Here is a 13,322-nt window from a genome sequence, read left to right on the forward strand (position 1 = left end):
AGGCCGCCGCGGCGCCGTGACGGGCCGCAGGCAACGCCGTGCGGCCGGCGTGCGCCCGCCAGAGGTGCGGTGTCCATGGCGGTACACGGAGGCCGCAGCGGCACACGGAGGCAGCGCCCGCGACAGGGACGCAGCGACCGCGACAGCGAGGCTCAGTGGACGGCCGAGCCTGCCGGGACCGGGGCGCTCTCGTCTGCCAGCGCGGCTGCCCTGCGGGCGAGCAGGGCCATGAGCCCCCTGGCGCCGACCACGGCATGGTCGGACACGCAGTTGTTGAAGATCGCGTGGACCTGCTCTGCCTCCTGGGAGAGCCGCGCGACGGTCTCCGCCCAGGGAGCGAGCTCCACAGGGTCGTAGACGTACCTGAACTTCTCGTTCACGCCGACGGGCGCGTCCCAGGTCTCCTCGCGCCGGCCGTGGAAGCGCACCACGGCGAGGCGAGGATCGGCGACGAGGGCGGTGGGAGGCATGCTGTTGTCCTTGCCCTGCGGCTCATCGACGATGACGTAGAATGCGCCGAGGTCTCGGAGGAGGTCCGCGACGCGCTCGATGCGTCCGGGCATGCCCCATGACCCGTGCCGGAGCTCGACGGCGAACGGGAGCCCGTCCATGCGCCTCCGGCAATCCTCGATCACACGCACGTTGCCGCGCGTCGCCGTGAACCACGGAGGGAACTGGAAGAGCACATACCCCAGCTTGCCCGCCTGGCGCAGCGGATCGAGCGCCAGCCGGAAGCGCTCCCAGAGCGCGTCTCTGACCTCGGCCGGCAGGTCTGCCGGGTAGAGGCGCCGCCGGTCGAAGAGCGAGGCTGGCAGCGCGCCCTGGACGTCCGGGGGGAGGCGGGCGGGCTCCACGGGGTGCTGGGTGAGCGGCGCGAACGCCTTCATGTTGAACACGAAATCAGGCGGAGTCCGCTCGACCCACTGCGCCACCATCCCCGGACCCGGGAGGGCGTAATAGCTCGAGTTGACCTCGACCACGGGGAACTGGGAGGCGTAGAACTTCAGCCGTTGTGCCGGGCTCGACACGCCCTTCGGGTAGAATCGATGGCTCTTCACCAGGGTCGGGTCCGTCCACCCGGCGGTCCCGGCGAGGGCGTTGCCGATGCGGGCGGGCACAGGCGCGCACGCCGCGAGCGCCGCGGCGCGCGCGAGCCGCTGCTCCTGCTGGAGTGGAGCCTCCTCTGAAGGCGACCGCGGCGGGTCGCGCAGGGCTTCTTCGTGCATATCTGGAGCAACCTAAGGCCTCTTTCCGGCGATGGAACCGCGCGCCCGGAGATACGGCGGCCGGTGCTCATTGCATCTCACGAAGGTCCTCTCTCCAGTCGTGCGCATACGCTGGTCGTGCGCGTACGCTCCCGCTCGCTCGACGAGCTCCCGGATTGCCAGATCCTGATCCAGGCGGTCTTCCGTCACGCTCTTTCTCCGTGGTTGAAGCCGCGAATGCAGAGCGCCGACAGCGTGGAGAGCCCAGATTGTGCATGCGCCGACCGGTCGCCTGCGCTATACTCAATAGGGGCCAGGGGGATTGATATATTCCTGCCCGGCAGGACAGAGGTGATCGATGTACTCAGCGAATCGTCGCCGGAATATCGAGCGGGAGGAGCGCATGCTGCTCCGCGAGAAGCGGGAGCATGCGGCCGGCAAGCTCCTTCAAAAGGTGCCGCAGCTCACGAGCCTGAACCTGGAAATTCGAGAGAGCCGGCCCAATTCGTCCACGAATGACACGCAGTACATCCGTCGCGTCGTTGTCGAGCATGCGCATGCGCTGTTCGAAATGCCGTGCTCGTACTCTTCCTGCGACAACGGCGGCTACGACGTGACGCAGGAGATCCTGAGCGGCCTCGCTTCGCGCACGGCGCGGTTCGAGGGGGAATGCGCCTGTCGAGGGAGCTGTGGTGCCGAGTGCTGCTCCCGGGTCCTCCGCTACGTCGCCACGGCCACGTACCGTGGCCCCGAGGCGTAGGGCGGGCGCTTATCGCCCGGGACGGCGTACGCCGCGAGCGGCGGCCGGGGCGCTGTCGGCGCCTCGGCTCGCGCTCACTCGGTGATGGGAGGCTGTGGCCCCGGGACGATCCCTGCGATGTCCGGATCCTCCCCCGGTGCCCCGCCGTCACCGGGGCCCTTTTCCTTGCGGCGCGCGAGACGGTTCGCGTCTTTCTCGCGCTGCTTCTCCTGCCGAGCGCGTTCTTTTTGCCGCTTCATTGCTGCCTGTTTCTGCTGCATAGGGAGCCAGGCCTTTCAGCGCCTCCGGGCGGCGCGTTCTTCAGCACCTCGCGGTGCGTCCTGAAGGCGCAGGCGCGGCGCACGAGCGGCGCCGCGCCGCGCCCGTGATCAGTACCGGTCGCCGCGACCGCCGCGGCCGCCGGAGCCACCGCGACCGCCGCGGCCACCGCCACCGCCGCCGCCGTAGCCGCCGCCACCGAAGCCGCCACCGCCGCCACCGAAGCCGCCACCACCACCGCCGCCGCCGAAGCCGCCACCGCCGCCGCCACCGAAGCCGCGCGCCGGGCGCTCCTGCGCTTCGTTGACCTTGAGCGCGCGGCCATCGAGGACCGCGCCGTTCAGCTGCGAGATCGCGCTGTTCGCGGCCTGGGCCGAGCCCATGGTCACGAACGCGAAGCCGCGCGGCTGCCCCGTCTCGCGGTCGGTCGGCATCGCGATCTCACGGACCTCGCCGGCTGCTGCGAACGCGGACTCGAGGGTCTCGCGGGTGGTGCTGAACGAAAGGTTTCCTACGTAGAGACGATTTCCCATGCCATCCTGCTTTTTTTACGGCTTTCTGGTGCGCCACTGCGGCGCTCTCGGCCTGCCATCCGACGAAGCCGTACGGATCGAACGGAGACGTGCCGCGCGGAACTCCCGCGCGGTCACACGGTGCGTCGTCCAGTCGTCCGAGCGAGCTGCAGGCTCCCTCACGAGAGGGAAACAGGAAAGCGTCGTATCGAGGGCCAGGGACGTTCGTGAGAAGAAGCATCCTAGCCCGATGCGCCGTCGTTCGCAAGCGGACCGTCCGTGGTCGAGGCCACCGCGCGTCGCCACCGCGCGCCTCCGCGCGGGCGCGCCAGCTCCACGCGGCCTCCTGCTCGCCTCGCCGCGCCAGCTGGCTGTACGCTCACGGGCGGCTCGGGTGATCGCCGGTGCGGGCGAGGCCGTCTACTGCGGCCGCGACGTCCCCCCGCGGCGCGGGTGAGGCCGAAGCGGCGCCGGCCTCGGCGGGGGCGGAGCGGCTCGCGATCCAGAGCCAGAGGACGACGGCGCCGAGCGCGACGCGGTACCAGCCGAACGGCGCGAGGCCATAACGCTTCAGGTAACGCAGGAAGACCGCGATCACGAGCAGGGCGACGGCGAACGAGACGGCGAGCCCGACCACGAGCGCCACGATCCCGCCGGGGGCGTCGAGCAAGGCGCGGCCGTTCTTGACGAGATCGAAGACGGTCGCGGCGCCGAGCGTGGGGATGGCGAGGAGGAACGAGAACTCGGCGGCCGCGGCGGTGCTGAGGCCGGAGAGCTGGCCGCCGACGATGGTGGTCATCGAGCGCGACGCGCCGGGCCAGAGCGAGAAGCACTGCGCGAAGCCGATCGCGAGCGCGCGCTGGAGCGTGACGTCCTCGACGCGCGGAGCGCCCTGATCCGGCCGGCGGCGGCGGACCGACTCGACGCCGATCATGAGGAAGCCGCCGACGATGAGCGCGGCCGCGACGGGCCCCGGGCCGAACAGGTGCGCCTTGATGGCCTTGTGGAAGAGCAGGCCGACCACGGCGGCCGGGAGAAACGCGAACGCGAGGGCGAGCGCGAGGCGGAGGCTGTCCGGATCCCGCCGGACCATGCCGCGCACGGTGGTCGAGAGGCGCTCGCGGAAATAGACGACGACGGCGAGCACCGCGCCGAGCTGGATCACGATATCGAGGGTCTTCGCCGCCTCGCTCTGGTGACCGAGCCACGCGCCGAGCAGGATGAGATGACCGGTGGACGAGACGGGAAGGAACTCGGTCAGACCCTCGAGGACCCCGAGCAGGACGGCATCGAACCAGAACATTGCGCCGAGTCTACCCTCACGCGGGCCAGAGGTGCGCGAGAGCGCGCACGGGATCGGGCTGCGTGGCGGGATCGCGGCGCGGCCGCGGCGGCGCGACGGAGCGCGACGGCCGTCGGCGCGAAATCCCGTGGAGGCTGGGCCCTCCGAGCGCCGCGCCGCCAGCCACGCGGGCGCTCGGCGCCGGCGCCAGGGCGCTGTCCGCGGGGGTACGCTCGACCGCGTGCGGGGGCACGCTCGACCGCGAGGCGCGCGTCGCCCGCGCGGAGACGATCTCGCCGGCGATGGCCGCGCAACGCGCGAAGACCCGCGCGTCCCGGAGCCGCGCGCCGCCGCGGTGTTCGCGGCCGCGCGTGGAGGGCGCGGGAGAAAGGGTCGTAATCGGCGCTCCCCTGGGCCAAGGAGCGAGAAGGCGCCAGCACAGCGTTAATCGCCGCAGCCCTCGCCCTCCTCGCGCAGGGGCCGTCTCACGAGCCAGCGCTCGGCGGGCTCAACAGTAGCGTTGGAGGCACCTGCCCGTCGCTGCCGCAGCTCGCCCGGCGGCCCGACGCGGGCGCTCGCACGGACCGACGCAAGCTGCAAAGCACGAAATCGCCAGATCCACACGAACATGGCAGCTGGGACAGGGGAAGTCCCGACAGGAACAGGGAAGCCCCGATCAGCTCGTAAGTGCCGGCCGTGCGCAGAAGAGAAGAAGGGCATCGCAAGTACCGAGGCTCACACAACAGCCATGTGAAGGTTCGAACAAGTTGCAGTTGTTTCCGCCGTGCATCGCGATCGTGACCCGAGGCGCGCGCCCGCAGCCGCACTGAACTGGGCCGTTCGCGTTGCACCTCGACGTCCCAAGTGCCTGCACGACATCATCCAAGCAGGTCGAACGGAACTCGGGATCTTCGTGCTGGCCTGTCGAGAGAGCATGTTGCGCGGTTGACTCGAAGAAACATCGTCGTGTACACCTCGATGGAAGAGGCCGTCGGCGCCGGGGGGTGCCGCCGTGCAGGCCATCGACACCACGCAAGCGCGCTCGCGCACTTCCGCGGCACAGCGGCAGGAGATGCGGGCCCGCGATCGTCGCAGGGAGGCAGCACTGTGTCATCGATCGTAAGAGCCCATCGCACCTCTTCGCAGGGTCAGCACAGGGACGCCACGATCTCGTCTTCCCGACGAAAGTATTGCGTCCTCGTCGTCGACGACGACGAGAGGGCCCTGAGGTCCATTTCTGCAGTCCTCTCCGGGGACGTCGACGTCGTGGAATGTACGTCGGCTGAGCAGGCGCTCGCATTGCTCGAAACCAGGGAGTTTCACCTGGTCTGCTCCGACGTGGTGATGCCTGGGATGAAAGGGGACGAGCTGCTCCGGAGGGTGGCGAACATGCCCGTGTACACGAGCTGTCTCCTCATCACCGGCGCCGAGGAGTACACGCGCTCGAAGGAGGCCGTGTATCACCACGTCCTGCTCAAGCCGTTCAATCCGGCCCGGCTCACGGCGCTCGTCCTTCAGCTGGCGCGCCTCACCGAGATGAAGCGCTCGGTCCACTCGATGGCGGACTCGCTCACGCCGACGGACGCCGGGAGCGAGCTCGTGTCGTGCGGCTGGCCCGACGCCGGGATGGCGCCGGAGTCGTCGCACGCGCCGAGATCCACGAGGCTGGAGGCCTGCGTGACGTGCGGCGCCACCCCGCACGATCTGCCGCACGAGCCGGAGCCGGCGAGGGCCGCCGCGTCCGCGCTCCGCGCCCGGAAGCGATGGGCCCGGTGAGCCTGCGGCCGCGCCGCCGCGTCGCGGGCGGCGGCGCGGCGGCGCGGCCGTCGCGGCGCGGGTCAGGCGCCGCTCGGGCCCTGCTCCTCCCACCACCTCGCCATGCGCACCTGCATCTCCTCGACCGAGACGTCCTCGATGACGGCCGACAGGATCCACTGGTGCCCGAACGGGTCCTCGATCCTGCCCTCTCGCCGGCCGTAGAACTGGTCCGCGATCGGGTAGATGATCTTGGCCCCCGCCTCGACGGCGCGCGTGGCGACCGCGTCGGGGTCCTCCACGTTCAGCGTGAGGACGATCGGTGAGCCGCCGAGCGCCTTCGGGCCGCGCGCGTTCCACTGGGGGGCCTCGTCGGCGATGCTGACGATGGAGTCGCCGATCACGAGCTCGGCGCAGACGATGGTGCCGCCGAGCTTCGGGTCGGCGAGGCGCAGCTTCTCGGTCGCGCCGAACACCTTCTTGTAGAACGCGATGGCGTCGGGCGCGCCGGCGACGACGATGTGCGGCACGACGGCATGGTACGGGGGCGGGGCGATAGGGTGCGGTCGCTGGGTCATGAGCGAAGGATGCCCACGCGACCGGACCGGGTATTGTAAAAACATGCCGGCCTGCCGATCCGGTCGAGCGGACAGCGCCGGCTCAGCCATCGCCGGTGGTCAGCCGTCGAGCGGGACATGGTTCCGCTCGCGGCGCCTGGTCACGTACTCGGTGGGCGTGAGGCCGGCGAACGCGCGGAAGTCGTGGATAAAGTGCGCCTGGTCGTAATAGCCACACGCGGCCGCGACGCCCGCCCAGGAGACGCGCTCGCCGCGCTCGATCGCGGAGACCGCCTGCTGGAAGCGCTGCACACGGCAATAACGCTTCGGGGTGAGGCCGACCCGCTCGGTGAAGCTCCGGATGAACCGCTTCGAGCTCATCCCGAGCTGCCCTGTCACGTCAGCCACGGTCCACGCGCGGGACGGGTCCGCGAACGCGGCGAGCGCGAAATCGACCGAGGAATCGCGCTCGAGCGGCGCGCGCGGGCGGAGGAGCCGCGACGCGAGGGCGGACTCGAGCGCGCGGAGCCTCTCCTCGGGGGTCTTCGCCTCGAGCACGCGCTCGCGGACGAGGGCGGCCTCGCGCCCCCACAGCGCGTCGAGCGAGACGTGGGCGCCGCCGAGCGCCGCGGCGTCCGGGCCGAAGAACGGGGCCGCGCCGCCCGGGGAGAGCTCCGCGCCCACGATCGCGCGCTGCTCCGCCGTGTCGATCGCGAAGTGCTCGGCGTGGGCGCCGCAGACGGCGATGCCGGAGAGGCGGTGACAACGGGCGGGGGCGCGGGGACCGGGGGCGCCGCCGTCGGCAGCGACGTGCTCGGCGGCGCCGTCCTCGGCAGCGCCGTCGTACCAGCGCAGCTCGTCCTCGGCGAGGTTGATGAGCAGGCTCATGGCGCCGCTGGGGAGCACGCGCTCCAGCAGGTCGGGGAGCTCGGGGGCGGCGTAGTACCAGAGCAGGCGGACGAAGCGGCCGAGCGGGGGAGGCGGGGTGTACGTGACGAAGCGCATGGGCGGCCCGTGAGGGGCAGCATGCCATGGACAGAGGCGTGAGGAGCCGTTCCAGATGCGTGGCGTAGCCAGGGAGGCGCGGCCCGGAAGGAGCGCGACGCTCGGCGGCTGGACGGTGAGGAGGGCGATCTCTAGGATGCCGGCTCGTGACGACGGCCGTACGAGAGGCGAAGACCCGGGCGGGGCGAGGCAAGACCGTCGGGGCGAAGCGCCGCTCCAAGATGGAACACACGGCGACGGAGTCCAAGGAAGCGGTGCTCGACACGGTCTTCGCCGACGCGCCGGCGGCCCCTCGGGCGAGCGGCGACCTGCCCGAGATGGTCCGCAAGAACCGGCGTGAGCGGGCAAGGCGGCGGCTGCTCGATGCGCTCGAGGCGCGAGGGCCTTATCCCGTTCCGGAGGGGCTGCGCGGCGAGCTGCGCGCGCTGGTGGAGCGGTGGGGACAAAAAGGCTTCGAGGATGCCTTTCCCGAGGCGGATCTCTTCGAGATCCGGTGCGCGGAGGAGCGCACCGTGCTCGATGCGGCCGCACGCGGCGACGAGGAGGCGCGCTTCACGGCCGCGGAGCGCGTCTACCGGCGTGAGGTCGAGGGGAGATACGGGCAGATCGAGATCCGCGGGCTCCAGCTTAGCGCACGCGTCCGGCAGGATCTCGAGATGGCTTATGTGCCGCTGCACGTCGAGGAGCCATCCGGCGAGGTGCGCTCGGCAAAGCCCAAGAAAGCCGCTACCAGGAAGCCAAAGGTCGAGGCGGCGACGATCGAAACCAAGGCGGCCAGCGCGATGCTGCGCGGGCTGGAGCGCCCGCGAGTGCTCGCGACGGACGCGCTGGTCAGCCACCCTCGACTCCTGATTGTCGGTGAGCCGGGCAGCGGCAAATCAACGCTCCTCGCGTACCTGGCCACGCGCGCAGCCCGGGGCGAGCTAGGTGTCGCCACGCCAGGCCCCACACCAGCACCGATTCCCTTCCTCGTACCGGTGCGAGCACTTCAAGACGCCGAAACGAGCCCGGAGGGGATTGCTGGCGCCGCCGGCGCGGAGCCTTGGTTCGTGGAAGCAGCGCTCCGGCGCGGTCGAGCGCTGCTTCTCATCGATGGTCTGGACGAAGCACAGGTGCAGGTCGCGGGGAAGGTGCTCCCGGCCCTAGCGGCGACGCTCGACGCGTACCCGGGAACCTCGGTGGTCGTCACAACGAGGCCGGCCGCCGCTCCTGGCCAGGACGAGACTGCGCCCAGGGGCTTCGCCCACGCACGCCTCTTGCCGATGACACGCGACGAGGTCGGCATCTTCATCGATCGATGGTGCCTGGCCGCGGAGCTGAGCCTCAACAAGCCACGCGGACAGGCCGAGCTCGACGCGCGCGCCGCCGCGGACGACCTGAAAGAGCGGGTGCGGGCGAGCCGGGCGATCGAGAAGCTCGCGCAAACGCCCCTCCTCTGCTCCGTCATCTGCGTCGTCCACCGCTTCCTCGGGCAGCGGATCCCGGAGCGGCGGGTAGCTCTTTATGAAGCGATTACCAACGTCCTGCTCTACGAGTGGGATCGGGCCAAGTTCGCGGAAGGCGCCGCCATCGGCAAGCTCGATGCCCACGCGAAGCGCGCCCTGCTCGCACGGCTCGCACTCTCGATGCACAGGGCGCGCGTGGCGGAGCTGCCCGCCGACGAGGTCGTCCAGCGGCTCGCGGCGCACCTGCCGGATCTAGGTCGCCCGGAGGACGAGGCGGCAGCGATCGTAGCCGAGATCCGCGACCGCAACGGCGTGCTCGTGGAGCGGGCGCCGGGCTCGTTCGCGTTCTCGCACCTCACGTTCCAGGAGTACCTCGCCGCGATGGAGCTGGTGAACGCGCGCGCCTATGGCGAGCTGCTGCGCAACCACAAGGATAAGTGGTGGCACGAGGTGATCGTTCTTTCAGCCGGATTCCCGGGGGTGCACGCCGACCGGATCATCCGCGGGCTGCTCGACAAGGACGGCGAGAACGTGGCTGAAGGGACGATGCTCGCGGCGCAATGTGCCGAGACCGCCATCGAGGTCAGGCAAGCGCTGCGGAGGGAGATCGAGAAACGTGTGGCACGGCTGGTGCCGCCGGCGAGCCCGACAGAAATGGAGACCCTTTACATCCTCGGCGAAGTCGCTGGACCGGTGCTCCTTCGCTCGCTCGACAAGGCGACCACGGAAGAGAAGGCATCAATCATTCTGACGCTTGCCTATCTTCGCTACGAGCCAGCGACCAGGGCGATCCTTAAGCTCCTGAAAGATCCAAGCCGGCCCAGTCATCCGTTTGCCGACATCCACAGCATGACAAATTGGCCTCCTACGCTCGCTGGGTGCGCCGCCAGATTCGTAGCGCACTTAATTGAGATATCGGAAGCAGCGTTCTCAGCCTTCCTAGACACCATTCCTTCGGCTGATCCGAGCGCCATCAACGTACTGAAAATCCACAAGCGAGTCGAGAAGATCCCTCAGAAGCAAGCCAAATTCGAAGCGCTCATCGCACGCGCCGAGGCCGCGCACGCGAGGACTTCTTCCCCTTCCGCCGCCCGTGTGCCCAGGCGCGCCGTACGTTCTGGTTGATCGCCTCGGAGAACGCCACGGGTCGCGTGATCAATATGTCCTGAAGCCGAATGTCAGGATATCCTATCAGCTTCTTCACGAAATCGAGATGGCTCTGGATTGCCGTTCGCCGGTGCTGTGTGAGCCAGAAGCGCGTCAGACCGAAGTCCTCGACCGTGCACCTCGCCTGCTCATCGCCTTCGCGGGCCTCGATCTCGCCGTTCTCCGCGAACACGAAGCGGCTGCCCGGCTGGCCCTCGTCAGGCCGAACATACCCTCCAGCAGGCCACCTGTCGTGCTTGGCGCCGTTACAGGCCATACACACCAAGAAGTAGTTGTCCCACGCATAAACCTGCGCGGGAAAGCGCGCCTTGGGCCGGAAGTGCTCGACCTGGCCCGGCGGCTTGTCCTCCCCTCCCTTCCCAGGGTGCGTCGAGCTGATGGGAGACTGGCAGTACGCGCAGAAGCCGTGCGACATCCTTGCGATCGCCTGTCGGACCCGCGCATCGATGCGCCAGACCGGCGGAAACTCGGGCTTCCCCTTCTCGTCGGTCGGCAGCACCTCCGGAGCGTAACGCGCAAACCCCTTCTCCCGCTTCGCCCCTAGCTCGGCGAGCTTCTCGAAGGCCCTCGCCTTCCTCCGGAACGCCGCCGCGTCCGGGAAGGCCGCGTCGACCGTCTCTTGCCAGTCAGCGGGCGGCTTTACGCCCCTTCGCCGGAGCCGGATCACGCCGTCCCCCTCCCTTCCCGGTGAGCTGTGAATCCAGCACCCTGAGCAGCGCGATCTGCGTCCGCGCGATCTCGGACAGCAGCGGGCCCTTGCCCTCCCGCTCCTCCTCCCGCGCGAGCACGCCTTGAAGCTCGTCCAGCATCTTGAGCAACACCTGCCGGTCGCGCGCCGTCGCCGTGCCGTCCTCGACCTTCTGCCGGAGTTCGGCGGCCTTCACCTCCAGCGCCTCGTACGTCGGCGAGAGGCGCGAGGGCACGTCGAAGACAGCGCCGTCGACCATCACCGAGTCGACCTCGGCGCCGTCGAGCCGCTCGAGGTCCCCGTCGGTCAAGCGCCGCACGGTCGTGCCCTCGCCCGGCTTCTCGTCCAGGACGAGGACCGCGATCGCGCGCGCCCTGTCGTCGATGGCGGCCTGCACCACCGCAGGCGAGTGCGTGGTCAGCAGGAAGCGCGTGCCCGGAAACAAGCTCGTGAGCTGGTCGATGATCCGCCGCTGCCAGCGGGGGTGGAGGTTGAGGTCGACCTCGTCGATGGCCACCAAGGCCTCGCCAGCGAGCGGATCGTCGAGCGCAGAGAACGTCTGCGCATAGCGGATCGCGAGATCCAGCACGACGGAGAGCATCGCGCGGTACCCGTCGGAGAGCTCGATGATCGAGAGTGAGACGCCCGAGCGACGGAATGCCGCCACCCGGCGCCCTTCCTGTTCGACGATCTCCACGTCTTCGATGCGCCTGTCGAGCCCTACGAGCCACTCGTGAAGCCGCTTCCAGACCACTCGCGCAGCGGGATCGTACTCGCCCCGCTCCTCCAGGAGCGCGACGTAGGCGGCGAGGTCCCGGAAGAGGTACTCGTCGAAATCGACGAGCGTGCGCGTGGCCGGCCGGCGCAGCGCGTCTTCGAGGTGCGTTGGAAGCGGCCGGACGAGCGCCGGCTCCCACTCCGGACCGAGGAGCGCGGGCCCGGTCGTCTGGCGCGGCCTGACCGGCGGGCGCAGGGCGCGATACTGCCCATAACCGAAGACGTGGTGCCCACGCGGGAGCCGCGCGCGCTCGAAGCGCCCCGCCCCATCGGTCCAGCGCGCGATCGGCTCGGGGCCAGCGCCGTACAGCGCGATCGACCCGGCCGACCCGCCGTGGCGCAGCGGAAACCGGTCGAGCCCCTCGCCGCCGCCGGGCGCGAGCGAGGCGAGCGCCTCGACGATGCTCGTCTTGCCGGAGCCGTTCTGCCCGATGATGACCGTGACCTGCGCCCCGAGCGGCACTTCGCTGCGCACGAAGCAGCGGACGTTCTCGAGGACGAGCCGTGATCCACGGGTGGTACCTGCCCCCACCGGAGGCACAGGCGGTGACTTGCTCTGCTTGCGACGCGTCGTCACCCGCCGACTATACCCAGAAGCGTCGCACAGAGCGCGCTTCCCGGCGTCGCTTCGACAGCCAGATCGCCCGCTCAGCGGCGCATCTGCTCGAAGGCGCGTCGAGCGTGCAATACCGGAACGGCCGTCTTCCCGTTTCAATATGGGGGCAGCATCCTCCGGAATCCGTGCCCCAGCGCCAGCACCAGGAAGACCAGGTTGCGCAACGGCAATACCGGCCAGAAGAGGCCGAGAGGCCCTTCCGCTCGGGCGGTTCGCTCCTCCCCCGCCGCGGCGCCCTCCCCGTGTTCGCCCCGGAACACCCGCGCGAGCCGCGCGCCGAGCCGCCGCATCCACGCGACCGACCGCGGGAAATCGGCGATCCCGTCGAGCCACGCGCCAGGGATCCCGCGCGCCCCCAGCGTCGCGCCTGCGAGGCCGCCGACGATCGCGCCCGTGCTGTCGGCGTCGCCGCCGAGCAGGATCACGTCCTCCACCGCGCGCCGGAAATCGCCCGGGTGCGCGAGCCAGCAGAACAGGGCCGCTGGAACGGTGTCCACGATGAAGCCGCTCACGCCCTGATGGAGGCCTATCGCCGCGGCGAAGTCCTCCGCCGAGGCGCGCCGGCCGAGCAGCTCCGCCGCGCGGTCGAGCCTGCGGCGAAGCTCCTCGTCCGCGACACGCTCGCGGAGCAGCGCGAGCAGCTCGGCCGGATTCACCTGCTCCGGCGTGCGCACCGCGGCATACGCGGCCGCGAGGGCGATGATCCGCGCGCCCTCCTCTGCGCGCGGATCGGTGTGCGTGAGTCGCGTGGACACGCGCACCATGGAATCGATGCGCGACGGCGTGAGCGCGAGGGCCGCGCCCAGGATCGGCGCGCGCATTGCGGCGCCGTTGCCCGCGGAGAAGACGCCGCTCCGCTCCGGAGAGAACCCGAGCCACAGCTTGAGGATCGCCCGCAAGGTGGCGTAACCGACGCCCGCCGGCAGCGAGGCGAGCCAGCCGCGGAGCTGCCACGCGAGCGCGCGCGCGAACCGCGCCGCGTCCCCCGGCGCGGCCAGGAGCGCCTGGGCCGTCATGCACGCGTGCTCGGCGTCGTCGCTGATCATCCCGCGGCCGAGCACGAAGCGGTGCTCGATCGGCGACGCGCCGAAGAGGCGCGCGGCGCGTCGGCGCGACAGGCCCTCTCTGGGCAGGCCGAGCGCGTCGCCGACCGCCGTTCCAAGGAGGACGCCGGCGAGGCGGTCCTCGCGATCGATGGGTATCGTCTCGATGGCCATGCGAGCACGTGTTTCACGTTCCGTGCCGGGAGAGCGCGGCGGAGATCCGCGCTTTCGCCCGCCCTGGCCAGGGCAGCG

Annotated in this window: 12 protein-coding genes; 3 read left to right on the forward strand and 9 right to left on the reverse strand. The window is 70.3% G+C overall.

The features are described from left to right. Positions 1-152: 152 nt before the first annotated feature. Positions 153-1,226, reverse strand: coding sequence for a DUF72 domain-containing protein (locus tag WME97_RS32350; RefSeq protein WP_437543121.1), 1,074 nt, complete (start codon positions 1,224-1,226; stop codon positions 153-155). Between the two features lie 337 nt (positions 1,227-1,563). Between WME97_RS32350 and WME97_RS32355 the strand changes: the two genes are divergently transcribed. Beyond that, entirely contained in the window at positions 1,564-1,965 is a 402-nt protein-coding gene (locus WME97_RS32355) for a hypothetical protein (protein ID WP_437543124.1), read from the forward strand. 74 nt (positions 1,966-2,039) lie between these two features. Here WME97_RS32355 and WME97_RS32360 read toward each other — a convergent pair whose 3' ends face one another. From WME97_RS32360 to WME97_RS32370, 3 genes are all read right to left on the reverse strand, one after another. Further along, a complete protein-coding gene (locus WME97_RS32360) occupies positions 2,040-2,225 on the reverse strand; it encodes a hypothetical protein (RefSeq protein WP_437293905.1) in 186 nt (61 codons plus the stop codon). Between the two features lie 108 nt (positions 2,226-2,333). Further along, complete coding sequence (locus WME97_RS32365; RefSeq protein ID WP_437543126.1) at positions 2,334-2,756, reverse strand: RNA recognition motif domain-containing protein; 423 nt, start codon at positions 2,754-2,756, stop codon at positions 2,334-2,336. A gap of 358 nt (positions 2,757-3,114) precedes the next feature. Further along, a complete protein-coding gene (locus WME97_RS32370) occupies positions 3,115-4,038 on the reverse strand; it encodes an undecaprenyl-diphosphate phosphatase (protein WP_437543128.1) in 924 nt (307 codons plus the stop codon). A 1,212-nt stretch (positions 4,039-5,250) separates the two neighbouring features. On the opposite strand from WME97_RS32370, the gene WME97_RS32375 reads away from it, so the two are divergent. After that, entirely contained in the window at positions 5,251-5,793 is a 543-nt protein-coding gene (locus WME97_RS32375; RefSeq protein ID WP_437555529.1) for a response regulator, read from the forward strand. A 62-nt stretch (positions 5,794-5,855) separates the two neighbouring features. On the opposite strand, the gene WME97_RS32380 is transcribed toward WME97_RS32375, so the two are convergent. Together WME97_RS32380 and WME97_RS32385 are read right to left on the reverse strand one after the other, a co-directional pair. Then, complete coding sequence (locus tag WME97_RS32380) at positions 5,856-6,350, reverse strand: VOC family protein (protein ID WP_437543131.1); 495 nt, start codon at positions 6,348-6,350, stop codon at positions 5,856-5,858. 99 nt (positions 6,351-6,449) lie between these two features. Next, entirely contained in the window at positions 6,450-7,334 is an 885-nt protein-coding gene (locus tag WME97_RS32385) for a helix-turn-helix domain-containing protein (RefSeq protein WP_437543133.1), read from the reverse strand. Between the two features lie 146 nt (positions 7,335-7,480). Here WME97_RS32385 and WME97_RS32390 point away from each other — a divergent pair, with 146 nt between their 5' ends. Beyond that, positions 7,481-9,904, forward strand: coding sequence for an NACHT domain-containing protein (locus tag WME97_RS32390; RefSeq protein WP_437543135.1), 2,424 nt, complete (start codon positions 7,481-7,483; stop codon positions 9,902-9,904). On the opposite strand, the gene WME97_RS32395 is transcribed toward WME97_RS32390, so the two are convergent. The 3 genes from WME97_RS32395 to WME97_RS32405 all read right to left on the reverse strand — a co-directional run bounded on the left by WME97_RS32395 (position 9,819) and on the right by WME97_RS32405 (position 13,244). After that, entirely contained in the window at positions 9,819-10,613 is a 795-nt protein-coding gene (locus WME97_RS32395) for a hypothetical protein (protein ID WP_437543138.1), read from the reverse strand. The two genes, WME97_RS32390 and WME97_RS32395, sit on opposite strands and share 86 nt — an antisense overlap. Next, positions 10,573-11,988, reverse strand: coding sequence for an AAA family ATPase (locus WME97_RS32400; protein WP_437543140.1), 1,416 nt, complete (start codon positions 11,986-11,988; stop codon positions 10,573-10,575). Before WME97_RS32400 ends, WME97_RS32395 begins: the two co-directional genes overlap by 41 nt. A 134-nt stretch (positions 11,989-12,122) precedes the next feature. Continuing rightward, complete coding sequence (locus WME97_RS32405; RefSeq protein ID WP_437543142.1) at positions 12,123-13,244, reverse strand: ADP-ribosylglycohydrolase family protein; 1,122 nt, start codon at positions 13,242-13,244, stop codon at positions 12,123-12,125. Positions 13,245-13,322 lie beyond the last annotated feature (78 nt).

The organism is Sorangium sp. So ce367, assembly GCF_051520455.1.
Lineage (GTDB): Bacteria > Myxococcota_A > Polyangia > Polyangiales > Polyangiaceae > Sorangium > Sorangium cellulosum_B.

Coding starts and splice junctions, on each gene's coding strand:
- WME97_RS32365 (WP_437543126.1), bottom strand. CDS start 2,756: ATGGGAAATCGTCTCTACGTAGGAAACCTTTCGTTCAGCACCACCCGC.
- WME97_RS32350 (WP_437543121.1), bottom strand. CDS start 1,226: ATGCACGAAGAAGCCCTGCGCGACCCGCCGCGGTCGCCTTCAGAGGAG.
- WME97_RS32370 (WP_437543128.1), bottom strand. CDS start 4,038: ATGTTCTGGTTCGATGCCGTCCTGCTCGGGGTCCTCGAGGGTCTGACC.
- WME97_RS32380 (WP_437543131.1), bottom strand. CDS start 6,350: ATGACCCAGCGACCGCACCCTATCGCCCCGCCCCCGTACCATGCCGTC.
- WME97_RS32385 (WP_437543133.1), bottom strand. CDS start 7,334: ATGCGCTTCGTCACGTACACCCCGCCTCCCCCGCTCGGCCGCTTCGTC.
- WME97_RS32405 (WP_437543142.1), bottom strand. CDS start 13,244: ATGGCCATCGAGACGATACCCATCGATCGCGAGGACCGCCTCGCCGGC.
- WME97_RS32355 (WP_437543124.1), top strand. CDS start 1,564: ATGTACTCAGCGAATCGTCGCCGGAATATCGAGCGGGAGGAGCGCATG.
- WME97_RS32360 (WP_437293905.1), bottom strand. CDS start 2,225: ATGCAGCAGAAACAGGCAGCAATGAAGCGGCAAAAAGAACGCGCTCGG.